This is a genomic window from Microvirga pakistanensis, from assembly GCF_004458765.1.
In the GTDB taxonomy this organism is placed as follows: Bacteria; Pseudomonadota; Alphaproteobacteria; order Rhizobiales; family Beijerinckiaceae; genus Microvirga; species Microvirga pakistanensis.
This window is the reverse complement of the sequence record NZ_SPJX01000469.1, coordinates 324,330-348,180: the sequence shown is the minus strand read 5'-3', so window position 1 is coordinate 348,180 and position 23,851 is coordinate 324,330. Positions and strand designations below refer to the sequence as shown.

Genomic DNA, 23,851 nt, shown 5'->3' with positions numbered 1-23,851 from the left:
AGAGGCGAAGAGCCTTTCCCTTACGAGCAGACCCGATCCTTCCGGTCAGCAGATCCCAGGCGGAGTCCTTGAGTGGCAACAACAGTTCTGATCGTTGACGACAGCAAGCTGGCGCGGATTGTCGCAGGCAAGGCTCTGGCCGGGCTGCAGCCCGATTGGGAGCGGGTTGAAGCCGGCAATGCGATGGATGCCCTCAGCATCCTGCGCGAGCGAAAGATCGACGTGGCCATGATCGACTTCAACATGCCGGAAAAAGACGGGCTTGAGCTTGCCGCCGAGATCCGCTCCAGCCACCCGACTATGCCGATTGCGGTGATCACGGCCAATATTCAGGACGAGGTGATCGCGCGGGCGAGGGAGGTGAATGCCACCTTCGTGAGCAAACCCCTCACGGAAGACGGGCTGAGAGGTTTCATATCCGGGGCCGCCCTGCGGCTCCGGGCGGGTGGCGTGTAATGGTCATGGCAGGTCACATCGCCCTGACGGAGCTCGAACGCGACGCCCTGACCGAACTCGTCAATATCGGGGTCAGCCGCGCCGCCGCGAATCTGCGCAAGATGATCGGAGAGGAGGTCCTTCTCTCCGTGCCTTCCGTCGAGATCATGGCGCCCCAGGATGCCGCCCGCCTGATCGGAGAGCGGGAAACGGAGGAGCTCGTCGCTATCCAGCAGCAGTTCGAGGGGGCTTTCTCGGGGCGCGCCCTGCTGATCTTTCCAGAGGAGACCAGCCTGGATCTCGTCCGCGCCATCCTCGGCGGCGACGTGCCGCCCGATCAGATCGCCGAAATGGAGCTGGAGGCGCTCGCCGAGACAGGCAACGTGATCCTGAACGGCTGTCTCGCCACCATGGCGAACATGTTGAAGCGCTCCCTCACGATCTCTTTGCCGCAGGTGGTCAAAGGAGACGGTGCCCGGCTATTCACGCTCACCCCGGATCGATCGGAGGGCGGGCTGGTCCTGTTCCTCTACATCAATTTTTCGGTACGCAATAAAGACGTACGAGGGTACATCGCCATGCTGATGGATCTGCCCTCGCTAACGGCTCTACAAGAGCTAATTAAGAGCTTCATTGATCGGGTGATGGGAGACGAGGCTTGAGGCCATGAGGTCGCATCGAAACACCTCAACAACAATCAGGCTGGTATGACGGCCCGCGCGCTTCCAAAGGAGACGGTCGAGCTGACCATTGAGGCAGCGGCGGATGAACTGCGTCGCGTGGCGGGGCCGATCTTTTCGGCGCTCGAACGTTCGGGATTGCCGATGGTCGCGACGAATCCCCGCCTTAACGACAATCCCATCGTGTTCGTGAATGAGGCGTTCTGCCGATCGACGGGATTTCCCCCCGAAGAGGCTGTCGGCCGCAATTGCCGCTTCCTTCAGCCGCCCGAGGTCGAACAGGAGTCCGTAGCGGAGGTCCGTGAGGCGATCAGGGCAGGCCGTCCCGTCTCGGCCGAGATCCTGAATTGGCGTAAGGATGGAACCCGCTTCTGGAATCACATCTTCATCACGCCCGTGAACGACGAGGGCGGAAGGCCGCTCTTCTTTCTATCGACCCAGGTCGATGTCTCGCGGGCCCATCAGGCCGTCGATATGCAGGTGGCGTTGAGTGCGAACCAGAAGGAGCTGGATCAAACCAACGAGAGGCTCCGGCAAACGCTGACGGTGGCAGGCACAGGCGGCTCCTGGGAGTGGGATATTCCCGGCCGGCGCTTCAGTGCGGACGCGCGGTTTGCTGCGCTTCACGGTTTGAATCCGAGTGAGGCTGCCAAGGGCTTGCCGGCCGAATCCTTCTTCACGGCGATCCATCCCGAGGATCGCCCGAGAATTCGTCTCGCGGTTGCGGGCATGCTCAACGGGGCTGAGATCTTCTCCAAGGAATACCGGCTCCTTGCACCCGATGGTTCGGTCCGATGGGCGCATGCGCGCGGACGCAGCCATTTCGGCGACGATGGTCAGCCCCTGAAATTCACCGGCGTCGTTCTCGACGTCACCGAGCAGAAGCATGTCGAGGAGCGCCTGCGGATCGCGCAGAGCGCGGGTGGGGTCGGCACGTTCGAGTATATCGATGTCTTCGCGACCGTCACCGTCTCGGAGGAGTTCTGCCGGCTGCTCGGGCTGCATCCCACCAACGTCCTCCCGGCGCGTACGATCAACGCTCTCGTCGTGGAGGGAGATCCCGCCATTGTCGAGCAGAGCTCTCGGGAAGGCACGGTCTATGGGGAGTGCCGGATCGAGCGCGCCGACACCAGGGAGCTCCGCTGGCTCGCCCGGAGGGGTGAGTTCGTCCGCGACACCGAAACCGCAGGCCTGCGCTTCATCGGCGTCATCTACGACATCACGGCCGCAAAGCGGTCCGAGGAGCGGCTCCGGGAACTGAACGAGAAGCTGGAGAGCCGGGTCGAGGAGACGACGCGCGAGCGCGACCGGCTCTGGAGCCTGTCAAGCGATCTCTTCAGCGTCTGCGACGGCGAGGGGTATCTCAAAGCCGTCAATCCTGCATGGATGAATCTTCTCGGCTATCGCGAGGATGAGGTCGTCGGCACCCTGTTCGAAACCTGGATCCATCCGGAGGATCGCGCAGCAGGCCAACATGTGTTCGAGGCCTTGCAGCGAGGCGAGTCGATCAAGGATTTCGATGTCCGCATTCATACGAAGAGCGGGGATTATCACTGGATCAGCTGGACCTTTGCGCCGGCAGAGGACGTGTTCTACAGCGTGGGACGCGACGTCACCCAGCGCAAGCTCCTGGAAGAGCAGCTTCGCCAGAGCCAGAAGATGGAAGCCGTCGGCCAGCTCACCGGCGGGATCGCCCACGACTTCAACAATCTCCTGACGGGAATTGTCGGCTCTCTCGATCTTCTGCAGACACGCATGGCGCAGGGCAGGGCCGACAACCTGGAACGCTACATCAAGGCGGCCACTTCCTCGGCCAATCGGGCCGCCGCGTTGACGCACCGTCTACTCGCCTTCGCACGGCGGCAGCCGCTCGATCCGCGACCGGTGGACGTCAACAAGCTCGTCCGATCCATGGAGGAACTCCTTCGGAGAACCACCTCGGAAGCGATCGAGCTCAAGATCGCTGCCTCCGACAATGTGCCGTTGACGTTGTGCGATCCCAACCAGCTCGAGAGCGCGATCCTCAACCTCGCCATCAATGCGCGCGATGCCATGCCCGAGGGCGGCGGGCTCACCATCGAGACGGGGATATCTCGTCCCGACAGCACCTATTCGGCCACGCGCCAGGATGTTTCTCCCGGCCAGTATGTCACGGTCTGCGTGTCCGACACCGGCACGGGCATGACGCCTGACGTGCTGGCCCAGGCTTTCGATCCATTCTTCACGACGAAACCGATCGGGGAGGGGACGGGCCTCGGCCTCTCCATGGTGTATGGCTTCGCCAAGCAGTCGGAAGGGCATGTCCGCATCGACAGCGAGGTCGGCCGGGGCACGGCCGTGACGATCTATCTTCCCGCCTACGAAGGCGAGCTTGCGGAAAACGTTTCATCGCCGGGCTTGAGCGAGGCGCATCGGGCCGAGGCGGGCGAGACCGTTCTGGTGGTGGAGGACGAGCCGGTCGTCCGTTCGCTGATCCTCGAGGTGCTGGCCGATCTCGGTTACCAGGCCCTTGCGGCTGTGGATGGTCCGTCGGGTCTCAGGATCCTGGAGTCGAAGCAGCGGATCGATCTGCTGGTGACCGATGTGGGCCTGCCGGGGCTGAACGGCCGCCAACTCGCCGATCACGCCCGACTGACACGGCCCGACCTGAAGGTGCTCTTCATCACCGGGTATGCGGAACAGGCCGCCATGGCTTCCGGCTTTCTCGTGCCAGGCATGGAAATGATCACGAAGCCCTTCGCCATCGAAGATCTCGCCGTCAGAATCCGCGAAATCATCGAGCGCGGCTAGAGCACCGTGCGGCCCTGCGGGTCCGCTAAGACGATGCTCTTATTCTTAAGAAGGCATCGGACCAAAAAGTGCAAATCCACTTTTCACGCCCGATGCTTTAGAACACCTCACGGGACAAGGAAGAAAGGGAGCGCGTCCTGCGCAGGATGCGCTCACAACGCGTCACGCGGTAACGGGGAGCATGCGGCCCGGCCGGGCTCCTGTCGGCGCACCATCTCTTACGACGGCTTCTCCGTTAACCCAGACATGGATGATGCCGGACGGGAGCAGGGTCGATTCGTCGAAGGTCGCCCGGTCGGTGACGCCTTCCTCGAACAGGACCAGGTCGGCCATCATGTCGGGCCGCACCAGGCCGCGGTCCTGAAGGGAGAACCGTTGCGCGGCGATCGATGTCATGCGCCGGACGGCATCCTCGATGGAGAACCAGCCCTTGTCACGCCGCAGGGGGCCGACCACGCGAGGGAAGGTTCCGAAAGCGCGTGGATGAGGTTTCGTGCCCGGGCGAGGCAGGCCGTCCGATCCCACCATGTGAAGCCGATGGCAGCAGGCCGCATGCAGATCGTTCTCGTCGAGCTGGAAGAGAATGACGCCGGTTTGCCCTTCGTCCTCCTCCACGAGGCGGATCAGGAGATCGTAGGGCTCGGTGCTTTCGCGCTCGGCGGCCTGGAGCATGCTCAGGCCTTCCAGATGCTTGAGAGCGGCATTGTTGACGCCTGAAATGCGCACATTATCCCAGCCGATCAGATGCAGCTTGCTCTGACCGTGAAAGGCCGGGCCGCCATTCTCCACCCAGCGGCGCAGGACGGGACCGACGTCTGGATCGCGCAGCCTCTTCTTGAGCGGTTCCAGCCCACCTTCGAGAGCGGCAGGTGGCAGGAGCTGCAGGAGATAGGTGCTCCCGGCCGGGTAGGGATACATGTCGAAGCTGATGTCGATGCCTTCCCGTCGTGCCGCTTCCAAGTTTTCCAGAGCGCGCGGAATCTGCCCCCAATTGGGACGTCCTGCCGACTGAAGATGGGACAGGAGCCCGGCGGCTCCGGATCGCCGGAGGATCTCGATGAACTCCTCGATGGAGGGGACGAGCCCATCCTCATAGCTGCGTACATGCGCGGTCATCAGGCGGCCATGCGCCTTCACCACCTCGGCGAGCGCCACCATCTCGTCGAGAGCGGCGAAGGCGCTGGGAGGATAAACGAGGCCGAGGGACAGGCCGATGGCTCCCTGAGCGAGCTGCCGGTCGAGGAGAGACGCCATGGCGGCGGTCTCGTCCGGCGTCGCCGCACGGCGCTCGTAACCCATGACCGCGAGGCGAAGGGCCGCATGGCCCACGAGCGAGACGACGTTGATGGCGACACCCTGATGAAGCCGTTCACGGTAATCCGCGAAGTCGTCGAAGATCTCTTCGGGTGTCGTTTGTCCAAGCAGGCCCGAGAAATGCTTGCGCAGGTCCTCGCGGGATTGTCCACGGGCCGGATAAAGGGAGAAGCTGCAATTGCCCACGACGACCGTGGTCACGCCCTGCATCGCCTTTTCGGGGCGGTCCGGATCGCGAAGGCAGATCAGGTCGTCGTGGCAATGGGCATCGATGAACCCCGGCGCGAGGTAGCGATCCTGCGCATCGACGACCGCCATGCTCGGCTCCGCCTTCAGGTTGGCGCCGACGGCGGCGATCCGCCCGTCCACCACATGCACGTCGCCGCGGAACCAGGGGGCTCCCGTGCCATCGATGATCCGGGCGTTTCGGATCAGCCAGTCTTGCGTCATCGTTGCCTCGGCCGCTCTGCGTGAAAGAATGTCGGTTCCGGCTCAACCGCGGGGTTTGCCCATCGGGAACGGCATGTAGCCGACGAAACCCGTGATCTTCCAGCGCCCGTCGAGGCGGGCGCAGAAGTACAGGGTCTGCCAGTTCAGCACCTCCACCCCGCCGCCCTTGAGTGCGATGGTTCCGTCGAACTTCTTGTGGCAGACGGCCGTGTCGGCGCGAAGGTCGATGTCGCGCATGTTCGTGGCGCGAAACAGGGCATCGCGAACGGGCTCCGCATACTCGACGGCCTGTGAGGCTTTCGCCTGACGGAGCCATTCGTCACGGTAGGTTTCCAGGTCCGGGAAATCGAGACGCCAGCTGTCCGGCAACTCCGACTTGTGCGCGTGCAGTCCCAGGAAGCCTTCGCGGCGAAAGTCGGCATCGACCATCGACCAGTCGGCTGCAAGAAAGGCGTCGATGTCGCGCTCGACCAGCATGGTCCAGATCTCGCGGCGGTCGGGATCCGTTTCTGAAAAGGGGTTCTGCATATGGGATATCACGACGGAAGCTCCAGATGATGCGGCAGGAGAAGAGGCGAGAACCGTCTCACGTTACCTTGCCGCGGGCGGCGACGGGAACCGTATCGACCACGTCGTCTCCGCGCACGAAGGTCACGTGGTCGAAGAGGTTGGTCACGGGGCAGACATGGTTGGGGATGATGCGGACCAGCTCTCCGACCTTCGGCTTCGCGGAGGAATGCGTCAGGTCGACGATCCCGTGCTCCTCGCTCAGCGAGACGATCGATGCGTCCGGATACTCGACGATGCGGCCGAAGCCCGGAAGTCCCAGCGTATCGCTGGTCAGCGATTTCGAGCCGGTGTCGAGGATCGCGCGGGTTTCTGTCGGGCGGGAGACGACGGTCGCGAGCACGGTGAGGGCGCAATCGTCGAAGCTGCCGACACCCTCCTGAACCTGGAACCGGTCGAGATAGATGTAGGTGCCGGGCCGATATTCCGTGGCCGCTCGGTTCTCGCCGCTGTGCCAGAGGTCCGGCGTTCCCCCGGTTGAGACGATCTCGGGCGTGAGGCCCGCCTCCGCGAGCAAAGCCCTCGCGCGCTCGAGCCAGGCATTGGCCTGCGCGACCATGCCTTTGGCCGGATAGGTCATCAGGCCTGCGAAGCGCAGTCCCTCGGAGCCGGCGATATGCCGGGCAAGGGCGAGCGCATCCTCGGGCGACTGGACGCCGACACGCCCGCCGCCCGTATCGCATTCCACGAGAACCGGAAGAGTGATGCCGGATCCCGCGAAGGTCTTGGAATACCCATCCACGGTCGTGCCGCTGTCGGCCGTGACCTTGATGGCTGCGCGCCGCGCGAGCGCCAGGAGACGCTTGAGCTTGGGCTCGCCCAGAATGTTGTAGGGCAGGAGAATATCCGTGATCCCGGCCTCGACCATCACCTCCGCTTCGCCGATCTTCTGGCAGGTGATGCCGATGGCTCCGAGCTCCATCTGACGTCTGGCGAATTGCGGCAGCTTGTGGGTCTTGATGTGCGGGCGCAACTTCACTCCGTGCGCATCCGCGTAGTTCTGAGCGCGCTTGAGGTTCGCCTCCACGCGGTCCAGGTCGATCAGCACGACAGGGGTATCCAGTTCATGAATCTTGGTCATTAGAGGTCCGACGTCTTTCAGTCGCCCAGGGGCAGTTTCGGATCGTTGACGTTCACGGCAGCCAGGCTGTGCTTGATGCGGCGAAGGCCTTCGAGAACGGAAGGCCCGATGGCTTCGGCCGTCGTCATCGCGATCAGGTCGACGATGGCCATCATCGTGTAGCGGGCCGAGGTGGGCTTGTAGAGGTTGCCGTCCTCGGGCACCACAAAGGGAAGGAGGATCTCGGCCTCGCGGGCGAGCGCCGATCCCGGCGCGGTCACGGCAACCGTCCTGGCTCCGTAGTGCCGCGCCGTTCTGACGGAATCCACTACCGATGGCGAGTAGCCGGAGATCGAGAAAGCGACCACGAGTGTTTCCGGCGTGGCCACCGAGGCGGTCATTCGCTGCATCTGGCCGTCGCTGTGGGCGATCACGGACAGGCCGAGGCGGAACAGGCGGTTGTGCAGTTCCATCGACATGAGCGAGGAGTTCCCACCCGAACCATAGGACAGAATGGAGCGCGCGGTGGACATCTGGTCCGCGATCAGCCCGACGGTTTCCATGTCGATGCTGGAGCGCACACGCTCGATCGCCGCGGCCGCATTGCCGCAGACAGTCGCGAGAATGCGCTCTTCGCGCTCCTCGCGCCGAAGAGGCGAGGGGTTGAGATAACTGCCGCCGACCGCCAGGGCCTGCGCGAGGTGATACTTGAAGTCGCGAATGCCTTCGCATCCGAGCGCCCGCGCAAAGCGTGTCACCGTCGGTTCGCTCACCCCGGCACGGCTCGCAATTTCGGCGATCGGGGCCTTGGACACATAGGAGAGGTCGCTGAGGACAAGGGACGCAAGCCTGCGCTCCGCCTTCGAGCCGTCTGCGGCCCATCTGCGAACCCGCGCGATGATGTCCTGTGTCGCCTTCACGTTCATGCTCCGGGAAGGCGCAGACCGGTGGAGGCGTCGAAGAGGTGAACCTTCTCCGGATTGACGGCCAATTGAAGGGTTTCGCCCGGACGGACGGAAATCCTCTCCCGGAACACCGCGCGTATCGCAGCCTGGTCCACGCGACCGTAGATGTGGCTCTCCGATCCGGTCGGCTCGACGACGTCCACCACCAATCTGATCGGCCCTGCGGGATCGAGCCGGTAGTGCTCCGGTCGGATGCCCAGGACGACGCCGGTCCCATCGGGTGCGGACGTGCCTGCGACCGGCACCATGGTCCCGTCGGAGAGACGAACGGCCACGGCATGGTCCGACCGGGACACCGCTCCTTCGATGAAGCTCATGGCCGGAGAGCCGAGGAAGCCCGCAACGAAGAGATTGACGGGACGATCGTAAAGCTCAAGAGGCGTGCCGACCTGTTCGATGCGACCGCCGTTCATGACGACGATGCGGTCGGCCATGGTCATGGCTTCGATCTGGTCATGGGTCACGTAGATGATGGTGCTCTCGAATTTGTGGTGCAGCGCCTTGATTTCCGTCCGCATCTGCACGCGGAGCTGCGCATCCAGGTTGGAGAGCGGCTCGTCGAACAGGAATAGGTCCGGATCGCGCACGATGGAACGGCCCATGGCGACGCGCTGGCGCTGGCCGCCCGAGAGCTGGCCGGGCCTCCGGTCGAGATAGGCGCCCAGATTCAGGATCGAAGCCGCACGTTTCAGTTTCTCGGCCGTCGCTTCCGGATCCTCCCGGCGGATGCGCGGCCCGAAGGTGATGTTGTCCTTCACGCTCATGTGAGGGAACAGGGCGTAGGACTGGAACACCATCGAGATGTTGCGCTTCTGCGGCGGCACCTCGTTGGCCCGCCGCCCGCCGATGCGGATCTCCCCGTCGGACACGGTTTCCAGTCCGGCGATCATGCGCAACAGGGTGGACTTGCCGCATCCCGACGGGCCGACCAGCACGACGAACTCGCCGTCGGCGACCGCGAGATCGATGCCATGGAGGATCTCGAGGGAGCCGTAGCGCTTCTTGACGTTGTCGAGGTGCAGATCGGCCATCGGAAACTCCTCTCACCTGATCGCATCGATGAAGGGCAGGTTGCCGGCCATGAGGCCGCCATCCACCGGCAAGGTGACGCCCGTAATGCCGGCCGACAGAGGAGACGCGAGAAAGACCGCTGCATTCGCCACGTCGTCGGGAGTGACCATGTGGCCGAGGGGATAAAGGCGCGAGACCTTGTCGAGAATGCCAGGATCCTTCTCGATCCGGTGGTCCCAGGCATGGGTGCGCACCGAGCCCGGGCAGATCGTGTTCGAGCGGATGCCATAGCGCCCGCATTCCGTCGCGATGGCCCGGGCATAGGCCACGAGTCCGGCTTTTGCCGCCGCATAGGCAGGGTTGCCGAAATGGGCGAGCGCGTTCACGGACGAGATGAAGACGAAGACGCCGGATCCTCTCGCCTTCATGGGATCGAGAAAGGGTGCGGTGAAATTGCGGGCTCCGTTGAGGTTCACGTCGAGCTCGAAATTCCAGGCACGGTCGTCGACCTGTTCCAGCGTCTCGGCGCGGGTGTGGCCTGCGTTGCTGATGATAACGTCGGGCAGTCCGGCACTTGTCTGAATGCGCGCGCACGCCTCCTTGCAGGCGTCGGGGTTGCCAAGGTCGAAGACTTCCTTGTGGGCGGCGTCAAGATCTCCGAGAGCCTCCGCCGAGACGTCGCAGGCGACGATCCGGGCCCCGGCTTCCCGAAACCGCCGGACCATCGTGACCCCGATCCCGCCGCCCGCACCCGTGATGACGACCAGCTGGTCCTCCAGGCTCTTCATCAACGGCTTGCTCCGAACTGGTTCTCGCTTTCGACATCAACAAGGCTGAAGTGATTTATGAAATTTAGCAACATAAAAGGCAGGAATATACGCAAAAATCCCCTTGCCTAAGTAATTTTCTTTCACAACAATACCTGTTGCCGGGCTGCTTTTCTAAGGTGTGCGGCCCCAGCAGAGGGAACATGCACGTGAAAAAACTCCGAAAGAACACCTTCTTCAGCCTCAAGGGCGTCATGCTCGCGGGCATCGGCAGCCTTGCGCTCTCCGCAGGTGCCAACGCCGGCACCGTCCGGGTGACGGTCGCGGAATATTCCGCCAAGACGGGCCCCTATTTCGAGCAGGTGGCCAAGGATTTCGAAGCGGCCAATCCTGGCATCAAGATCCAGTTCGAAGTGGTGCCGTGGGACAACCTGCTTCAGAAACTGACCACCGACATCTCGGCCAATGCCAATGCGGACCTGTCGATCATCGGCACCCGCTGGCTGGTGGACTTCGTCGAACAGGGCATCGCGGAGCCGCTCGACAGCTATCTCACGCCGGAGGTCAAGGGTCGCTTCATCGAGACCTTCCTGACGCCGTCAGTGATGAACGGCAAGACCTACGGGTTGCCCATCGCCGCATCCGCGCGCGCGATGTACTACAACAAGGATCTGTTCCAGAAAGCGGGGATCTCCGAACCGCCGAAGACCTGGGCGGAGCTGGAGGCGAACGCCAAGAAGATCACCGCGCTGGGGAACGGCGTCTACGGCTTCGGTCTTCAGGGCAAGGAAGTCGAGACCGACGTCTACTTCTATTATGGCATGTGGTCCTTCGGCGGTGACATCGTGAAGGACGGCAAGTCGGGCCTCGACTCGAAGGCCGCCATCGAGGCCGCCTCGCTCTACAAGCGCCTCATCGACGAGGGGGCGACGCAGCCGGGCGTCACGTCCTATGCCCGCGAAGATGTGCAGAACCTCTTCAAGCAGGGCAAGGTAGGCATGATGATGACCGCGCCGTTCCTGGCCAACCAGATCCGCGACGAGGCGCCGAACCTCAAATACGGCGTGGCCCCGATTCCGAAAGGGCCGAGCGGAGATCAGGGCACCTACGGCGTGACCGACTCGGTGATCATGTTCCAGAACTCCAAGAACAAGGCGGAAGCGTTCAAGTTTCTGGATTTCCTGTTCCAGCCGAAGCAGCGCATCAAGTTCACGGTCAATGAGGGCTTCCTGCCGGTGACCAAGGCGGAGGCGGAGGACAAGTACTTCGCCGAGAATGCCGACCTGAAGGTGTTCACGAGTCTCCTGCCGATCGCGCGCTTCGCGCCGGTGATCGCCGGCTGGGAGGAAGTCGCCGACGTCACCACGTCGGCGCTCCAGCGGATCTATCTCGGCAATGGCCAGATCGAGCCGACGCTCAAGGACGCCGCCTCCAAGGCGAACGCGATCCTGAAGAAGTAGTCTCGACAGGAGGGGCCGGATGATCGGATCCGGCCCCTTCATTCTGTTCGCTCAGCCAACGGAACGTCTATGACCGCGAAACGGGTGGTTGCGCCCTACGTTCTCATCCTGCCCAGTTTCGTTCTGGCGGCCCTCATCGTGATCTGGCCCGTCAACGAGCTGGCCCAGATCGCCAGCCACAGCGTGAACCGCTTCGGCCAATTGCGCGACTTCGTCGGCATGGCGAATTTCAGGGCGCTCCTCGACGATCCGAACTTCATCGCATCGCTCTGGCGGACAGGCATCTGGACACTCGGCGTGGTCGGCGGCGCCATCATCTGCTCCGTGCCGGTCGCCCTGGTGTTGAACGAGGATTTCTACGGGCGCGATCTCGCCCGGGTGATCGTCATGCTGCCCTGGGCGGTCTCGCTCACCATGACGGCGATCGTGTGGCGTTGGGCCCTGTCGGGCGAAAGCGGCATGCTGAATTCCGCTCTCATCGAATTCGGCATCATCGACTCGAACATCCAATGGCTTGCGGAGGCGAGCACCGCCTTCCCGATGCAGATCCTCATCGGCATCCTCGTCACGATTCCCTTCACGGTCACGATCATCCTGGGCGGGCTCTCGTCGATTCCCGACGATCTCTATGAGGCGGCGGCCCTCGAGGGGGCGGGACGCTGGGAGCAGTTCCGGCACATCACGCTTCCGCTCATCGCCCCTTTCCTGAACATCGCGCTCGTGCTGAACACTATCTACGTGTTCAACTCCTTCCCGATCATCTGGGCGATGACGCAGGGAGGGCCGGCGAACTCCACCGACATTCTCGTCACCTACCTCTACAAGGTGGGCTTCAGGCTTGGGAAACTGGGCGAAGCCTCCGCGGTGTCCCTGGTGATGTTCGGCATCCTCCTGATCTTCACGCTGATCTATGTGAGGCTCACCACCGCGCGGGGAGCAAGGGCATGAACGCATCGAAATTCCGCCGATCGGTTGTCTGCTGGCTCGTTCTCTCGCCGGTGGTCGTCGCGGCGATCTTCCCATTCGCCGTGATGCTGATCACCGCGCTCAAGCCCAACACGGAGGTGCTGACGCCGACCTGGTGGCCGTCCAGGACCGCCTGGGAAAACTTCCAGACCATGTGGGTTGCGACGAATTTCGGCAACGCCCTCAGAAACTCGCTCTATGTTTCCGTTCTGGCCACCTTGGGTTCGCTGATCGTGTCCATCCCGGCGGCCTATGCGCTCACGCGGTTCGACTTCAGAGGGCGTGAGTTCTATCGTCAGTTCCTGCTCGTGACCCAGATGCTGTCGCCCATCGTTCTGGTGGTGGGCCTGTTTCGCCTGATGGTCGCGCTCGGGCTGATCGACAGCATCAACGCCGTGACCGTGGTCTATGCGGCCTTCAACATCGCCTTCTCCGTCTGGATGCTCCAGAGCTATTTCGCCACGATCCCGCTCGACCTGGAGGAGGCGGCCTGGATGGAAGGGGCCGGGCGGACGAAAACCCTCGTGAAGGTATTCCTTCCCCTGGCCGTTCCGGCCATGGTGGTGACGGCGATCTTCACCTTCATCAATGCATGGAACGAGTTCGTCATCGCCCTCACGCTGCTGCGCTCGCAGGACAGCTATACGCTTCCGATCCAGATCTTCTCGTTGGTATCGGGTCGCTACACCGTGGAGTGGCATCATGTGATGGCCGCCACTTTCGCCGCCACCATCCCGGTCGCCATCGCGTTCGCGTGGCTCCAGCGCTATCTGGTGCGCGGCCTCGCGCTGGGTGCGGTGAAGTAGGCTCTATCAACCACGAAGGAAACCACAATGACGAAGCAGAATTTCGGGTCCTCGCACGTGCCCCTGTCGCCCGCGGTCCGGGCCGGTGACTTCATTTTTGTTTCGGGCCAGACGCCGGTCGGGCCGAACGGGGAGAATGTCGGCGGCACCATCGAGGTCCAGACCCGTCAGGTTCTCGAGAATGTCAAAGCAGCCTTGGCACTCGCCGGAGCCGAGATGTCGGACGTGGTCAAGACGACCGTCTGGCTCGAGGATGCGCGGGACTTCGGCGGTTTCAACAAGGTCTATGCCACCTATTTCCCTACGAACCCGCCGGCCCGGACCACCGCCGAGGGGCGCCTGATGGTGGACATCAAGGTCGAGATCGAGGCGATCGCCTACAAGCCTCCGAAGCCGTGATTCCAACGCCCCGACTCGCCGCCGTTTACCTTGTGTCTTAAGCCTTTATCGACCTCGTGCCGCTATCGAGAACGCGGGTCGAAGAATTCCCAACAAAGGAACGGGACAATGGCTCTGACGGGGCGTTTCAACCTCCGGAAATCGTTTTCCGGACGGATCATCTTGCAGGTCGAGGAGGAGGTGAAGAGCCTCTGGGGCCTCTTCTCGCGACAACCGAAATTCCGCAAGCGCTGGCGCGACGCGAAGGCGATGGATCTTCCGGCTGCGGAACTGCGTGCTCTCATGGATCTGCGCAACCGCCCGCGGTATGTCACGCAGGCGTTCGAACCAACGCAGATCGTGCGTGCGGTTCCGCGAACGGAAGATCCGGTGATTCCTGTCCGGGCCATGCCCGAGGACGTGCGATCGGTCGCCACACACTGAGAACCGAGACAAGAGGCCGCCCGCGAGGGCGGCCTCTCTTGCTTTCAGGTCTCCTGCCTGCTCTCCGAGGGCGGATCCATCAGCTCCCAGTTCGCGAACAGGTCGATAGTGGCGTGGCCCGGCATATCGTTCGCGAGATAGAGCAGGATCTCGACCCATGGGCGACCATAGGGGCGGGGCGTGACCTTCGTCACCCGACCGAAGAAACCGGTCAGCGGGCAGCGCACGAATTCACCGACTTCAGGCCAGCGGGTCTGTTCGTAGCGCAGCTCGTCTTCGGCATCCCGTAGCTCCGCCCGGAGCCGCTCCACCTTGGCCAAGAGGTCGGCCATGCGCTTCGTGCAATGGCCTTCCTGAAGCTCGTGCAGCTTGGGGCCGAGCGCCAGCCCCTCACCATAATCGGCAGGCGGTAGCGAAATCAGGCTCATCACACGTCCTTTCTCGGCGACAGGATGGACGATCAGGACCGCTGCGAGGGCGTTATCTCCAGGGTTCAGGAAAAATGTGGTGCGCAGGTGAGAGGACAGCAAGACACCCGAAAGGATGAATGGAACGCCGGTCGGTCGAAGACGGTTGGATAAACATGGCAAAGCTTGTCGGTTGTTCTTCTGGAGGGAGAGGGGGGCGTACCACACGCCGAATGGCGCTGCTCCTACGCCTTTTGATCCTCGCTACGCCGTTCGGCGTTCCGGGGGCGGGTTTGGCTCAGGCCGGCCCGCCTCAGTTGCCGCCGCCCAGGCCCGACCGGCCGGCGCCGCCCGCGGGTGAGCTGGACCAGAAGGCCGGAGGCGGCGAGCAGCAAACCGTACCGGTCGCGGAGGCGGACGAGGCCTGTCTCGAGCGTCTGGGCAAGCTCGGGGTGACGTTCGAAAAGCGTCCGGCCGTGCAGGAGAACAGCTGCAGGATCTCCAGTCCCGTTTCAGTGTCGGCGCTCCCGAACGGCGTCGAGGTCGCGCCCGCCTCGTTGATGGAATGCAGCTACGCCGAGGGCCTGGCGCGCTGGGTCGCCGAGGTTGTCGTGCCTCGGGCCAGGGAGCACCTGCAGAGCGTACCGACCAAGCTCCTGATCGGCACGGCCTACCAGTGCCGAGACCAGCGCGCCGGGAGCAAGCTGAGCGAGCACGCCTTCGGCAACAGCGTCGATGTGATGGGCTTCGAATTCGACAAGCATCCGCCGCTGACCATCGGATTTCAGACCGAAGGGTCGCCTGAAGCCACGTTTCAAACCGCCATCCAGAAGGAAGCCTGCACGATTTTCACCACTGTGCTGGGCCCGGGCGCGGACGACGATCACGGTGATCATCTCCACCTCGATGCCCGCGCGCGCAAAGGCGATTACCGCATTTGTCAGTGACACGAAGGAACGCTTGCGGGGCCTTTGTCTTTGAATAGGGCGCCGTTTCGTTCCGAGGCGGGAGTGGCGGAGTTGAGAATGGGAGTTTGGGTGCGCGTCGCGTTCAGTGTCCTGTGCATGACGGGAGGTCTTGCCGCCGCTGCCCAGGACTTGACGATCGAGGCGGTGAACAATGCCGCCGATCTCTCGGCGAAACCGCCGGAGAAGGGTGCCAATCCTCTTCTGATCAAAACTCAGGTTCTGCTCGACCGGGCGCGGTTTTCTCCCGGCGTGATCGACGGCCGTGACGGCGAGAACCTGCAGAATGCCATCAAGGCGTTCGAGAAGGCAGGAGGGCTCCATGTCGATGGTGCGCTCGACGACGAACTCTGGGCGAAGCTGAACGAGACCTCGTCCGATCCCGTCCTCGTGCCCTATACGATCACGGACGACGACGTGAAAGGCCCTTTCACGACGATCCCGGACAAGATGGAGGCCCAGGCGAAACTCAAGAGGTTGTCCTACTCCAGCCCCGAGGAGCTTCTGTCCGAAAAGTTTCACATGGATATCGACCTCCTGAAGGCGCTGAACCCGGGCCGGCGTTTCGACGAGGCCGGCGCCTCCATCGTGGTGGCCAATGTCGCTCCAGCGGGAGCCGCACAGGACAAACCGGAGATCGAAAGGATCGAGGTCGTGAAAAGCGAGAAGGTTCTGCGCGTGCTCGGGAAGGATGGCGTGGTGCTCGCCGTGTACCCGGCCTCCATCGGCAGCGAGGAGAAGCCTGCTCCGACCGGCAGCCACACCGTGCGTGCCGTCGCTCCTAGACCAAGCTACACGTACAACCCGGACTATGCGTTCAAGGGCGTGAAGGCGAAGGAGAAATTCGAGATCAAGCCAGGTCCCAACAACCCTGTCGGCTCAACCTGGATCGACCTCTCCATCGAGTCGTTCGGCATCCATGGCACGCCAGAGCCCGAGAAGGTGGGCAAGGCCTATTCCAATGGCTGCGTAAGGCTGACGAACTGGGACGTGGAGGAGCTGGCAGGCATGGTCAAGAAGGGCACGCCGATCGCGTTCCTCGATTGAGCGAGGGCTTCGGGGAGGCCTCAATCGTCGTTGGCGGAGTTCAACTGGTCGGGCCTCATGCCCTCATCGACCTCGGTGTCGTGCATCCTGACGAGCCATTCGAGCTGCTCCTGGACGAAACCGGGGTCGCTGTGGAAGCGCATGGCGCAGGCGACGAGGAAGATCGCAATCTCAGGTAGGTCTTCGTCACCCAGATCCGGAAGGACAAGCTCCAGCTCCGTCATGTTGCCGGCCGTCACGATGGCTGCCTCGTTGGGCGGAACGACGGTACCGTTGCTGTCGGGAGGGAGGGCCATGAACGGATCCTTTTTTGATTTTCGACCTTCAGCCATTTCTAAGGCGCTGACCCCGAACGTAAAGCCTGAAGATCAGGGCGTGCGGCGTGAAAAGGGAGCGCCCCTTTTGTATGCCCTCCAACACATCCCTAACCAAGGGAGAATTCCCGGAAAGGCCAAGACGGCGTTCCGCAAGGCGGTTGATGGATTGCCGGCGGGTCAGCACGAAAAGCCCACCGCCTCTGGCGATGGGCCGATGTGGCGCTGCATCTTCGCCTTCGTCTCCTAATAGGTGCAGACGTAACGCATGCCGTTCGAGGCCAGGAAGGTCCCCGTCACCGGATCGTAGGAGCGGTATTTGCGGGCGCAATAGGCGGCAAGCTGCGGGTCCACCGTGCCGGGAGGAGGGGGTGGGGCGGCCTGAGCCTGACTGCTGGCGATCGCGCTTCCGATCAATGCGCCTGCCGCCAGGCCGACGGCGCCTGCCGCCAGCGCGGAGCTCCCGTTATGATGATAATGATGACGGTGGCGGTAACGGTAGTAGCGGGGCGGGGGCGGGCGAAAGCCGCGCCGGGGTCCATACTGGGTATATGCTTCATTGGGGTAGGCCATGTCGATCTGTGGAACGGCCTGTCTGCGAAGCGGCTCGGCATGAACGGCAAGGCTGGAGCCGAGAAGAATGCCAGCCATGCCTACGCTTCCGAGAGTTGCAGTGAATCTACGCATCGGGAACTCCTGGTCTTGTAGATTTGTGGTACCGAAGGATCGATATATGCCGCAAAGCTACACTGCCTGCTGCCAAGCTTGCAAATGCTACGCTGCTTTCCGGCTGAACCTCCTCGCCGGCTGATCGCATGACCGCAATGCGGACAGTGGGGCATCAGGTACAAGCGCCGAATCATACGTTACAACATAACAAATAATCTCGGCTTTCGATCTACCTGGCTGCGTTGTATCATCAACGGCAAGAGACATGGGACACCTGCTTATTCGGGAAATCCCTTACGGGGCCCTGGATTTTCGCCTCAAAATAGTTCAAGGAGTATATGTTCTAACATTATATCGGCAGATAGGGCTTCCATGCGTTACGTTAGATTGCTCGGAATGCTGGCGCTTTTGCTGGGATGGGCTTGCACGGCGCAAGCCCAAGAGCCTTTGCCGCAGCCAAAGGGTCCTGTGCTGCTGATCGTTTCCGGCCGGCTTCAGCAGGCCAATGTCGGAACTGAAGCGCAGTTCGACCGGGAGATGCTGGAGGCCCTGGGCCAGACCTCGATTGCGACGGTGTCTGTCACGTCCGCTGCGAAACAGCTTTTCGAGGGTATTCCCCTAAGACGCATCCTGGAGAGAGTAGGCGGCAACGGGACCTCGATCCGGGCCTCGGCCCTCAACGACTACAAAATCACCATTCCTGTCGATGACCTCAAATACGAGCCCATCGTCGCGATGCGCGTCGACGGGCAGATGTTGAAGGTGCGGGACAAGGGACCGTTATGGGTGGTGTATCCCCGCGATTCCTATGATGCTTTGCAAACACCGGTTTATGACGCCCGCTGGATTTGGCAGTTGAATAGGTTGCACGTCGAGTGACCATGAAGCTCAACATCAACAACCACAAGGCAGGTCTGGTTACGCTCGTAGCGCTGGCGGTTCTCGCTCTCTCGCTGACCTTTGCCGTCGTACGGTTGTTCGATATCGATCGCGATCTGCGCACTGAAGATACCCATGCCAATCTCTGGATGATTTCCCAAGCCCAGTTCGAGGCTGCGCTCGCGGCGGAAAGTCTCGCCCGCTACGCGGCCGGCGAAGAGTTTTCGAACGTCGAGCAGGCTCCGCCGTTTCGCCTGTCCATCCTGGTCAGCCGCATGGCGGTTTTGCTGGAAGGCTCTCAGGCGGACGTCATCAGAAAGGTTGGGCTGCTCGGAGACATGAAGGCAGCTTATCTCATGCTGACTCTCGCGGAGCCCCTGGTCGAAAGGAGAATGACCCCGGAGGAGGCCACAGGACTGCGAATGCAGGTTCGCGAGCTGAGCTCTATTCTTCGGGATGCCGCCAACGAGGTGATGCTGATCAACCGAACGGACGTGGCGTCCAAGCGAGCCATGTATCTGCAGGTCGTGCTGGAAAGCCTCGTTTTCCTGTTGGGGATTGTCCTGAGCGCGGCGTTTCTGCTCGTGAAACTCTTCCGAGGGGTTCAGGAGGCGAGCCAAGCCAAGCAATTGCTGCGCCAGGAGCAGGAACTCTCGGACCTTGTCATCAATAACGTGAGCAACCAGGGCATCGTGCTGTTCGACGAGAAGCTCGAATGCCTGCTCTGGAACCCTGGGATGGAGAACCTGCTCAGCGTCAGTCCCGGTGATGCCATCGGTCGTCGGATGCAGGATCTCGATCCTCTGTTCTCGAAACCGGATATGGTCCGCTCACTCAATCTCGCGGTCGAGGGAACGAGCACGGTCTTCGAGGACGAGACCACGGGGGATGCTACCCAGGAACGCTGCCTGGAAATCAACTGCTTTCCGGTTTCAATGGCGGAGCGCAAACTGGGCATTGCCTTTCTGCGCGATGTGACGGAGCAATGGCTCGCCCGCAAGCAGGCGGAACGGCAGAATTTCGATCTTGAAATCAAGGTTCTCCAGCGGACGGCCGCTCTGCGGCAGGCCGAGCGGCGTCTGATCGCGGCCATCGAGTCGGCCGCGGAGGGATTTGCGGCGTTCGACTGGACCGGGCGCCTCCTGTTCGCCAATGAGCAGATCTGGGCTGCTGCACCGGTGGCGCTGTGGTGCTGGGAGGAGATGAGCCTTCCCATTTTTCTGCGCTGCTTTGCCATGTGCGAGGGGGCGGATCATCGGCTCCTGGTCGCGCAGCCTCCGTTCGAGGAGATCGAGGTCGACGTTCTGATCAAGAAGGACGTGTGGGCGCACCTCTCGGTCACAAAGGCGGATGGAGCGACGATCTTCGTGCGGCTCACGGACATTTCGGCTTACAAGCAGGTGGCGACGGCCCTCCAATCGGCTCTCGAGCGCGAGCGCGAGACGACGAATGCCTACCGTAACTTCGTCTCCATGGTGTCCCATCAGTTCCGCACGCCGCTGGCGATCCTCGACTCGAGCGCGCAACGCATCCTGCGGCGAAGCGCTGATCTTTCACCGGAGGAACTCACCACGCGCATCCAAAAAATCAGGAATGCCGGCAGCCGCCTGACCCGCCTCGTGGAGAGCGTCTTGAACGCTGCCAAGCTCGATGCCGGACGCATCGAGCTGAACCCCGAGCCCTGTGACCTCGTCCACTTGGTCGTGGACCTCGGAGAGCGGCAGAGCGAACTCAACGCTCACTCGACCATTCGGTTCGACGTGCCCGAGAGCCCGGTTCCGGTCTATTGCGACCCCACGCTGATCGAGCAGGTATTCATCAATCTCCTGTCGAATGCGCTCAAGTATTCGGGGGAAGATCCGGTCGTGGAGATCAAGGTCTGGACGGAAGGGGCGCGCGCTTTCTGCTCCGTGCGGGACTGGGGCATTGGTATTCCGGGTGACGAGCTGCCGAAGATCTTCGACCGGTTTTATCGCGCGAGAACGGCGTCGGGAATTGCAGGGACCGGCATCGGGCTGAATTTCGCACAAAGAATCATGCACATGCACGGGGGAGAGATCCAGGTGGAGAGCTACGAAGCCGAGGGATCGTTGTTTACGTTCGACTTGCCGCTATCCAATGTCGACCAGGCGCAGCAGGCTGCATAAGTGAACAAGCTCATGAAACATCAAATGACCATTCTTTGCGTCGAGGACGAGGACGATTTGAGAGCCGATCTGGCCGAAGAACTGGAGGCCGCCAGCTATCGCGTGCTCCAGGCCTCAAACGGAAGCGAAGCCCTGCGGCTGCTCGAGACGGAGGATCCCGATCTCGTGCTCTGCGATATCACCATGCCGGGACTTGGTGGCTATGGCGTCCTCAAGGCCATTCGTGAGAAGGGGGATAAGGCGGATATCCCCTTCATCTTTCTGACGGCCCTCGCGGAGCGGAACGACGTGCTCGTGGGCAAACAGGCCGGTGCGGACGATTATCTCGTCAAGCCGATCGATTATGAGATCCTGCTCGCCACGATCGCGGCCCGTCTCAATCAGGTCGCTCGCGTGAGGTCGAGCGCAGTCAGCCGTGCCGAAGAGGTCTGGCAGGAAGTTCTCCAGTCGTCCCGCGGACGCACCGTCGAGGCGCTGTACAAGGCCACCTTCGCTTTCGACCGCTTCCTCGTCGGTGTCCTCATCGTGGACGAAAAGGGAGGTGTCAGGCTCATGAACAAGGAGGCCGAGCGGATCATCGGAGAGAACGACGGCATCAGCATCTCCGGTGGCGTGTTGAAAGGCGCGGCGGCGAAGCAGAACGCGAAACTGCATCAGGCGATCGAGAGGGCTTTCGAGGAAGAGGCTCTCGACGAGATCGTGTCCTTCCCGCGCACCTCGGGAGGGCGGCCGTATCTCGTGCTCGTGCCGGGACAGCGCTTCTCGGCGGACCAGCGTCCCGATGCGGTGGTCCTGCTCGTGATCGATACGGAGCAGCGCACCAAGGTCTCCGGCGACACCCTGGTGCAGCTCTACAATCTGACGCCGTCCGAGACGCGGGTTGCGCTGATGCTCATCGACGGAAAACGCCTCGATCAGATCGCCGAGGAACTCGACGTTGCGCAGACGACCGTTGTCTTCCACCTGAAAAACCTTTTCCGGAAAACGGAGACCAACCGACAGGCGGATCTGGTGCGCGTGCTGCTTTCAGTGCCGCTCCGGACGACGGCTGACTGAGAGAGGAGCCATGTGAAAGGGCGGCTTAACACTCTGTTTACCGTCCGGAATGAAACAGAGTTGTGCCCGTGCTTCGCCACAATCCGTTCAGCTTCCAGTGAGGTTTGAGAACTTATAGTCACTGCCAAGAAAGGGAGAGCGGAAACCTCCCTCCTGCTTGTAGGTGACGATCCATGAAGGTCTTCAATTTCTTCTCCGGCACGACCGCCGCTCTGGCGCTGGTGGCCGGTCTGGCCGCCGCCCAACCTGCCGAGGCGCGTGATCGCATGTCTCCCGGCGCGGCTGCAGCCGTCGGCGTCCTGGGTGGCCTTGCGGTCGGTACCATCGTCGGCGCCACGGTGGCCCAGCAGCCCGCCTATGCGGCTCCCGCTCCCGTCTACGTGGCGCCGCCCCCGCCGGCCCGCGTTTATGTGGAGGAGCCGGCTCCGGTCGTGTACCACCACCGCCCCCGCCGGGTTTACGTCGAGCGCTGCACGACCGAGCGTTATCGCGAATGGGTCCCAGGTTGGGGCTGGGACTACCGCAGCCGGCAGGTGTGCGGCTGATCGAGGACCGTTCTCGTAGAAAGGCCCGCTTCAAAGCGGGCCTTTGTTTCGAGACGATGGGGAAACCGTGATTCCCCTGCCGCGCTGTTCGGAGAAGCCGCAACGCCGCTTCCGTCACGAGCCTTACACCCCGCGATCGCGCTGCCTCTGATCAGACGAAGCTGAACCCTGGCGACCAGGCCGAGCCGAGTACTCCCGCCGCGGGCGAGAATCTCTGCCCTGAATACGAGGGCAGCGGACGGATCGGCGTGACGGTCTGTCCGCCTTGCGGCGGCACGGGCAAGATTATCGAGGGAACGTCAGGATTTATCGGGCTTCGCCATCCACCGCACGAGCGGCATCAGCGGAATGATCCAGATCAGCCCAAGGACGACATAGGCGAGGGTCTGGACGAGCTTGGGCGCTTGCGTGATGCGGCCCTCTGCAACGGCCATGGCAATCAGTGCATAGGCGATGATGAAGAGGAGCATCACCACCGTTCCGATCAGCTTGCGCAGTCGCATGCCCATGACCATACCCTTCCGAAGCGCCGCCTGAGAGCGGTGCGTCACTGTCATTGATTGCCTCGTGGCGATCCAGCCTCTATGTGACAGGCCATATCCTGGGTTCAAGTCCTAAATTGCCGATGAGAACGAGCATGGCTGTCGCAGCCTCATCCGAGGGCGTGCCGCCGGCGCGCCTGCCGAAAGCAGAGTCGCCCGAAGTCCGGTCCCGGACTCTCGTGAGAACTTGGATCTATATCCTCGCAGCCCTCGTCGTGCTGATGGTTGCCGTTGGCGGGGCGACGCGCCTGACGGGTTCCGGCCTGTCGATCACGGAATGGAAGCCGGTCACCGGCGCCATTCCACCTCTCACCGAGCAGGCTTGGCAGGCCGAGTTCGAGAAATACCGGCAGATCTCTCAATATGAACTCGTCAACAAGGGTATGACCCTGTCCGAGTTCAAGTTCATTTACGCCTGGGAATGGGGCCATCGCCAGCTGGGCCGACTGATCGGCCTGGTGTTCTTCCTGCCTCTGATCTGGTTCTGGTTCCGGGGGACGATCACGGGCAGGCTCGCTCTGACGCTTCTCGGCATCGGTGCCTTGGGCGGGCTGCAGGGCGCGATCGGCTGGATCATGGTGGCGTCGGGTCTGGAGCCAGGCATGACGGCTGTCGCGCCGATCAAGCTCGCGCTCCATCTGACCGTCGCCAGCGTCATTCTCGCGTGCCTCGTTTGGGTCGCGGCAGGCCTGAAGGATCGCAGCGCTTCGCCCGCGGAGCCCGTTGCCGGCCTCGCTCCTCGCATTCTCGTGGGCCTGATCCTGGCGCAGATCGCCCTGGGTGGCCTCGTGGCGGGTTCGAAAGCCGGTTACACCTACAACACCTGGCCTTTGATGGACGGATCACTGATTCCGCCCGCGTCGGCTCTGTTCATGGTGAATCCCTGGGTCGAGAACTTCGTCGACAACGTCCTGCTCGTGCAGTTCAATCACCGCATGCTGGCCTATGGGCTCGTGGCTTTCGCCCTTTGGCACGCTTGGACCCTGCGCCGCCGGGCGCCGCGGTCGGCAGTGGCCCGCCGCGCCACCGGCATGGCGGGGCTTGCTCTGGCGCAGATGGCTCTGGGGATCGTGACCCTGGTGCTGGTGGTGCCGCTCTGGGCGGGCCTGGCACACCAGGTCTTCGCCATGGCGGTGCTGGCCATGGCGGTGGTTCACGCCCGCGTCAGCGCGGTCCGATAAAAAAAG

General features: G+C 62.5%; 26 protein-coding genes. 16 read left to right on the top strand and 10 right to left on the bottom strand.

Annotated elements, in window-relative coordinates; all coding sequences use genetic code 11:
• Nucleotides 1-72: 72 nt before the first annotated feature.
• Genes E4K09_RS21860 through E4K09_RS21850 form a run of 3 tightly spaced genes read left to right on the top strand, consistent with a single transcriptional unit; the run spans nucleotide 73 to nucleotide 3,905 of the window.
• Nucleotides 73-456 (top strand): response regulator transcription factor, encoded by a 384-nt coding sequence (locus tag E4K09_RS21860; protein WP_134499799.1) that lies wholly within the window; start codon nucleotides 73-75, stop codon nucleotides 454-456.
• 5 nt (nucleotides 457-461) lie between these two features.
• Nucleotides 462-1,097: a chemotaxis protein CheX gene (locus tag E4K09_RS21855; RefSeq protein WP_134499798.1), complete on the top strand. Its 636-nt coding sequence runs from the start codon at nucleotides 462-464 to the stop codon at nucleotides 1,095-1,097.
• A 45-nt stretch (nucleotides 1,098-1,142) separates the two neighbouring features.
• Nucleotides 1,143-3,905, top strand: coding sequence for a PAS domain-containing protein (locus E4K09_RS21850; protein WP_166802436.1), 2,763 nt, complete (start codon nucleotides 1,143-1,145; stop codon nucleotides 3,903-3,905).
• Nucleotides 3,906-4,067: 162 nt separating this feature from the next.
• On the opposite strand, the gene E4K09_RS21845 is transcribed toward E4K09_RS21850, so the two are convergent.
• From E4K09_RS21845 to E4K09_RS21820, 6 genes are read right to left on the bottom strand one after another with little or no spacing between them, the layout of a single operon-like run.
• The gene (locus E4K09_RS21845) at nucleotides 4,068-5,669 is read right to left on the bottom strand and encodes an N-acyl-D-amino-acid deacylase family protein (RefSeq protein ID WP_134499797.1); all 1,602 of its coding nucleotides are present in this window, start codon (nucleotides 5,667-5,669) and stop codon (nucleotides 4,068-4,070) included.
• Nucleotides 5,670-5,711: 42 nt separating this feature from the next.
• Complete coding sequence (locus E4K09_RS21840; protein ID WP_134499842.1) at nucleotides 5,712-6,206, bottom strand: hypothetical protein; 495 nt, start codon at nucleotides 6,204-6,206, stop codon at nucleotides 5,712-5,714.
• 49 nt (nucleotides 6,207-6,255) lie between these two features.
• Nucleotides 6,256-7,317: a D-TA family PLP-dependent enzyme gene (locus E4K09_RS21835; RefSeq protein ID WP_134499796.1), complete on the bottom strand. Its 1,062-nt coding sequence runs from the start codon at nucleotides 7,315-7,317 to the stop codon at nucleotides 6,256-6,258.
• 17 nt (nucleotides 7,318-7,334) lie between these two features.
• The gene (locus tag E4K09_RS21830; RefSeq protein ID WP_425293870.1) at nucleotides 7,335-8,216 is read right to left on the bottom strand and encodes a MurR/RpiR family transcriptional regulator; all 882 of its coding nucleotides are present in this window, start codon (nucleotides 8,214-8,216) and stop codon (nucleotides 7,335-7,337) included.
• A gap of 2 nt (nucleotides 8,217-8,218) precedes the next feature.
• A complete protein-coding gene (locus tag E4K09_RS21825) occupies nucleotides 8,219-9,292 on the bottom strand; it encodes an ABC transporter ATP-binding protein (RefSeq protein WP_134499794.1) in 1,074 nt (357 codons plus the stop codon).
• Nucleotides 9,293-9,304: 12 nt separating this feature from the next.
• Entirely contained in the window at nucleotides 9,305-10,060 is a 756-nt protein-coding gene (locus tag E4K09_RS21820) for an SDR family oxidoreductase (protein ID WP_134499841.1), read from the bottom strand.
• 233 nt (nucleotides 10,061-10,293) lie between these two features.
• Between E4K09_RS21820 and E4K09_RS21815 the strand changes: the two genes are divergently transcribed.
• The 5 genes from E4K09_RS21815 (at nucleotide 10,294) to E4K09_RS21795 (ending at nucleotide 14,093) form a co-directional block, all read left to right on the top strand.
• The gene (locus E4K09_RS21815) at nucleotides 10,294-11,499 is read left to right on the top strand and encodes an ABC transporter substrate-binding protein (RefSeq protein WP_134499840.1); all 1,206 of its coding nucleotides are present in this window, start codon (nucleotides 10,294-10,296) and stop codon (nucleotides 11,497-11,499) included.
• Nucleotides 11,500-11,568: 69 nt separating this feature from the next.
• On the top strand, nucleotides 11,569-12,447 hold the full coding sequence (locus E4K09_RS21810; RefSeq protein WP_134499793.1) for a carbohydrate ABC transporter permease: 879 nt from the start codon (nucleotides 11,569-11,571) through the stop codon (nucleotides 12,445-12,447).
• Nucleotides 12,444-13,271 (top strand): carbohydrate ABC transporter permease, encoded by an 828-nt coding sequence (locus E4K09_RS21805; protein WP_134499792.1) that lies wholly within the window; start codon nucleotides 12,444-12,446, stop codon nucleotides 13,269-13,271. The genes E4K09_RS21810 and E4K09_RS21805 overlap by 4 nt, the downstream gene beginning before the upstream one ends.
• 27 nt (nucleotides 13,272-13,298) lie before the next feature.
• Nucleotides 13,299-13,670 carry a RidA family protein gene (locus tag E4K09_RS21800; protein WP_134499791.1) on the top strand — a complete coding sequence of 124 codons (372 nt, stop codon included), beginning with the start codon at nucleotides 13,299-13,301 and terminating at the stop codon, nucleotides 13,668-13,670.
• A gap of 108 nt (nucleotides 13,671-13,778) precedes the next feature.
• Nucleotides 13,779-14,093 (top strand): hypothetical protein, encoded by a 315-nt coding sequence (locus E4K09_RS21795; protein WP_134499790.1) that lies wholly within the window; start codon nucleotides 13,779-13,781, stop codon nucleotides 14,091-14,093.
• 44 nt (nucleotides 14,094-14,137) lie between these two features.
• Here E4K09_RS21795 and E4K09_RS21790 read toward each other — a convergent pair whose 3' ends face one another.
• On the bottom strand, nucleotides 14,138-14,521 hold the full coding sequence (locus E4K09_RS21790) for a hypothetical protein (RefSeq protein ID WP_134499789.1): 384 nt from the start codon (nucleotides 14,519-14,521) through the stop codon (nucleotides 14,138-14,140).
• A 212-nt stretch (nucleotides 14,522-14,733) separates the two neighbouring features.
• Between E4K09_RS21790 and E4K09_RS21785 the strand changes: the two genes are divergently transcribed.
• Together E4K09_RS21785 and E4K09_RS21780 are read left to right on the top strand one after the other, a co-directional pair.
• Nucleotides 14,734-15,447 (top strand): extensin-like domain-containing protein, encoded by a 714-nt coding sequence (locus tag E4K09_RS21785; RefSeq protein WP_166802435.1) that lies wholly within the window; start codon nucleotides 14,734-14,736, stop codon nucleotides 15,445-15,447.
• Nucleotides 15,448-15,525: 78 nt separating this feature from the next.
• Nucleotides 15,526-16,512 carry a L,D-transpeptidase family protein gene (locus tag E4K09_RS21780; protein ID WP_193557339.1) on the top strand — a complete coding sequence of 329 codons (987 nt, stop codon included), beginning with the start codon at nucleotides 15,526-15,528 and terminating at the stop codon, nucleotides 16,510-16,512.
• 20 nt (nucleotides 16,513-16,532) lie between these two features.
• Here E4K09_RS21780 and E4K09_RS21775 read toward each other — a convergent pair whose 3' ends face one another.
• The gene (locus E4K09_RS21775) at nucleotides 16,533-16,808 is read right to left on the bottom strand and encodes a hypothetical protein (protein ID WP_134499786.1); all 276 of its coding nucleotides are present in this window, start codon (nucleotides 16,806-16,808) and stop codon (nucleotides 16,533-16,535) included.
• Here E4K09_RS21775 and E4K09_RS21770 point away from each other — a divergent pair.
• Nucleotides 16,807-17,076 (top strand): hypothetical protein, encoded by a 270-nt coding sequence (locus E4K09_RS21770; protein WP_134499785.1) that lies wholly within the window; start codon nucleotides 16,807-16,809, stop codon nucleotides 17,074-17,076. The two genes, E4K09_RS21775 and E4K09_RS21770, sit on opposite strands and share 2 nt — an antisense overlap.
• Here E4K09_RS21770 and E4K09_RS21765 read toward each other — a convergent pair.
• Complete coding sequence (locus tag E4K09_RS21765) at nucleotides 17,073-17,513, bottom strand: BA14K family protein (protein WP_134499784.1); 441 nt, start codon at nucleotides 17,511-17,513, stop codon at nucleotides 17,073-17,075. The genes E4K09_RS21770 and E4K09_RS21765 overlap by 4 nt on opposite strands.
• A 378-nt stretch (nucleotides 17,514-17,891) precedes the next feature.
• On the opposite strand from E4K09_RS21765, the gene E4K09_RS21760 reads away from it, so the two are divergent.
• The 4 genes from E4K09_RS21760 to E4K09_RS21745 all read left to right on the top strand — a co-directional run bounded on the left by E4K09_RS21760 (nucleotide 17,892) and on the right by E4K09_RS21745 (nucleotide 22,122).
• Nucleotides 17,892-18,374: a putative pterin-binding protein gene (locus E4K09_RS21760; protein WP_134499783.1), complete on the top strand. Its 483-nt coding sequence runs from the start codon at nucleotides 17,892-17,894 to the stop codon at nucleotides 18,372-18,374.
• 2 nt (nucleotides 18,375-18,376) lie between these two features.
• Nucleotides 18,377-20,521: a sensor histidine kinase gene (locus E4K09_RS21755; RefSeq protein WP_134499782.1), complete on the top strand. Its 2,145-nt coding sequence runs from the start codon at nucleotides 18,377-18,379 to the stop codon at nucleotides 20,519-20,521.
• 24 nt (nucleotides 20,522-20,545) lie between these two features.
• Entirely contained in the window at nucleotides 20,546-21,577 is a 1,032-nt protein-coding gene (locus E4K09_RS21750) for a response regulator (RefSeq protein WP_166802434.1), read from the top strand.
• 173 nt (nucleotides 21,578-21,750) lie between these two features.
• A complete protein-coding gene (locus E4K09_RS21745; protein WP_134499780.1) occupies nucleotides 21,751-22,122 on the top strand; it encodes a hypothetical protein in 372 nt (123 codons plus the stop codon).
• Between the two features lie 299 nt (nucleotides 22,123-22,421).
• Here E4K09_RS21745 and E4K09_RS21740 read toward each other — a convergent pair whose 3' ends face one another.
• Nucleotides 22,422-22,679 carry a DUF2842 domain-containing protein gene (locus E4K09_RS21740; protein ID WP_342211364.1) on the bottom strand — a complete coding sequence of 86 codons (258 nt, stop codon included), beginning with the start codon at nucleotides 22,677-22,679 and terminating at the stop codon, nucleotides 22,422-22,424.
• A gap of 80 nt (nucleotides 22,680-22,759) precedes the next feature.
• Here E4K09_RS21740 and E4K09_RS21735 point away from each other — a divergent pair, with 80 nt between their 5' ends.
• Nucleotides 22,760-23,845: a COX15/CtaA family protein gene (locus tag E4K09_RS21735; protein ID WP_134499779.1), complete on the top strand. Its 1,086-nt coding sequence runs from the start codon at nucleotides 22,760-22,762 to the stop codon at nucleotides 23,843-23,845.
• Nucleotides 23,846-23,851: the final 6 nt, after the last annotated feature.

Excerpts from the sequence above, each read along its gene's own strand:
- E4K09_RS21815 (WP_134499840.1), top strand. The coding sequence starts at position 10,294 with ATGCTCGCGGGCATCGGCAGCCTTGCGCTCTCCGCAGGTGCCAACGCC.
- E4K09_RS21845 (WP_134499797.1), bottom strand. The coding sequence starts at position 5,669 with ATGACGCAAGACTGGCTGATCCGAAACGCCCGGATCATCGATGGCACG.
- E4K09_RS21775 (WP_134499786.1), bottom strand. The coding sequence starts at position 16,808 with ATGGCCCTCCCTCCCGACAGCAACGGTACCGTCGTTCCGCCCAACGAG.
- E4K09_RS21855 (WP_134499798.1), top strand. The coding sequence starts at position 462 with ATGGCAGGTCACATCGCCCTGACGGAGCTCGAACGCGACGCCCTGACC.
- E4K09_RS21735 (WP_134499779.1), top strand. The coding sequence starts at position 22,760 with ATGGCTGTCGCAGCCTCATCCGAGGGCGTGCCGCCGGCGCGCCTGCCG.
- E4K09_RS21820 (WP_134499841.1), bottom strand. The coding sequence starts at position 10,060 with ATGAAGAGCCTGGAGGACCAGCTGGTCGTCATCACGGGTGCGGGCGGC.
- E4K09_RS21750 (WP_166802434.1), top strand. The coding sequence starts at position 20,546 with ATGACCATTCTTTGCGTCGAGGACGAGGACGATTTGAGAGCCGATCTG.
- E4K09_RS21850 (WP_166802436.1), top strand. The coding sequence starts at position 1,143 with ATGACGGCCCGCGCGCTTCCAAAGGAGACGGTCGAGCTGACCATTGAG.
- E4K09_RS21835 (WP_134499796.1), bottom strand. The coding sequence starts at position 7,317 with ATGACCAAGATTCATGAACTGGATACCCCTGTCGTGCTGATCGACCTG.
- E4K09_RS21800 (WP_134499791.1), top strand. The coding sequence starts at position 13,299 with ATGACGAAGCAGAATTTCGGGTCCTCGCACGTGCCCCTGTCGCCCGCG.
- E4K09_RS21760 (WP_134499783.1), top strand. The coding sequence starts at position 17,892 with ATGCTGGCGCTTTTGCTGGGATGGGCTTGCACGGCGCAAGCCCAAGAG.
- E4K09_RS21795 (WP_134499790.1), top strand. The coding sequence starts at position 13,779 with ATGGCTCTGACGGGGCGTTTCAACCTCCGGAAATCGTTTTCCGGACGG.
- E4K09_RS21790 (WP_134499789.1), bottom strand. The coding sequence starts at position 14,521 with ATGAGCCTGATTTCGCTACCGCCTGCCGATTATGGTGAGGGGCTGGCG.
- E4K09_RS21740 (WP_342211364.1), bottom strand. The coding sequence starts at position 22,679 with ATGACAGTGACGCACCGCTCTCAGGCGGCGCTTCGGAAGGGTATGGTC.
- E4K09_RS21765 (WP_134499784.1), bottom strand. The coding sequence starts at position 17,513 with ATGCGTAGATTCACTGCAACTCTCGGAAGCGTAGGCATGGCTGGCATT.
- E4K09_RS21755 (WP_134499782.1), top strand. The coding sequence starts at position 18,377 with ATGAAGCTCAACATCAACAACCACAAGGCAGGTCTGGTTACGCTCGTA.
- E4K09_RS21780 (WP_193557339.1), top strand. The coding sequence starts at position 15,526 with ATGGGAGTTTGGGTGCGCGTCGCGTTCAGTGTCCTGTGCATGACGGGA.
- E4K09_RS21810 (WP_134499793.1), top strand. The coding sequence starts at position 11,569 with ATGACCGCGAAACGGGTGGTTGCGCCCTACGTTCTCATCCTGCCCAGT.
- E4K09_RS21805 (WP_134499792.1), top strand. The coding sequence starts at position 12,444 with ATGAACGCATCGAAATTCCGCCGATCGGTTGTCTGCTGGCTCGTTCTC.
- E4K09_RS21770 (WP_134499785.1), top strand. The coding sequence starts at position 16,807 with ATGAACGGATCCTTTTTTGATTTTCGACCTTCAGCCATTTCTAAGGCG.
- E4K09_RS21825 (WP_134499794.1), bottom strand. The coding sequence starts at position 9,292 with ATGGCCGATCTGCACCTCGACAACGTCAAGAAGCGCTACGGCTCCCTC.
- E4K09_RS21745 (WP_134499780.1), top strand. The coding sequence starts at position 21,751 with ATGAAGGTCTTCAATTTCTTCTCCGGCACGACCGCCGCTCTGGCGCTG.
- E4K09_RS21785 (WP_166802435.1), top strand. The coding sequence starts at position 14,734 with ATGGCGCTGCTCCTACGCCTTTTGATCCTCGCTACGCCGTTCGGCGTT.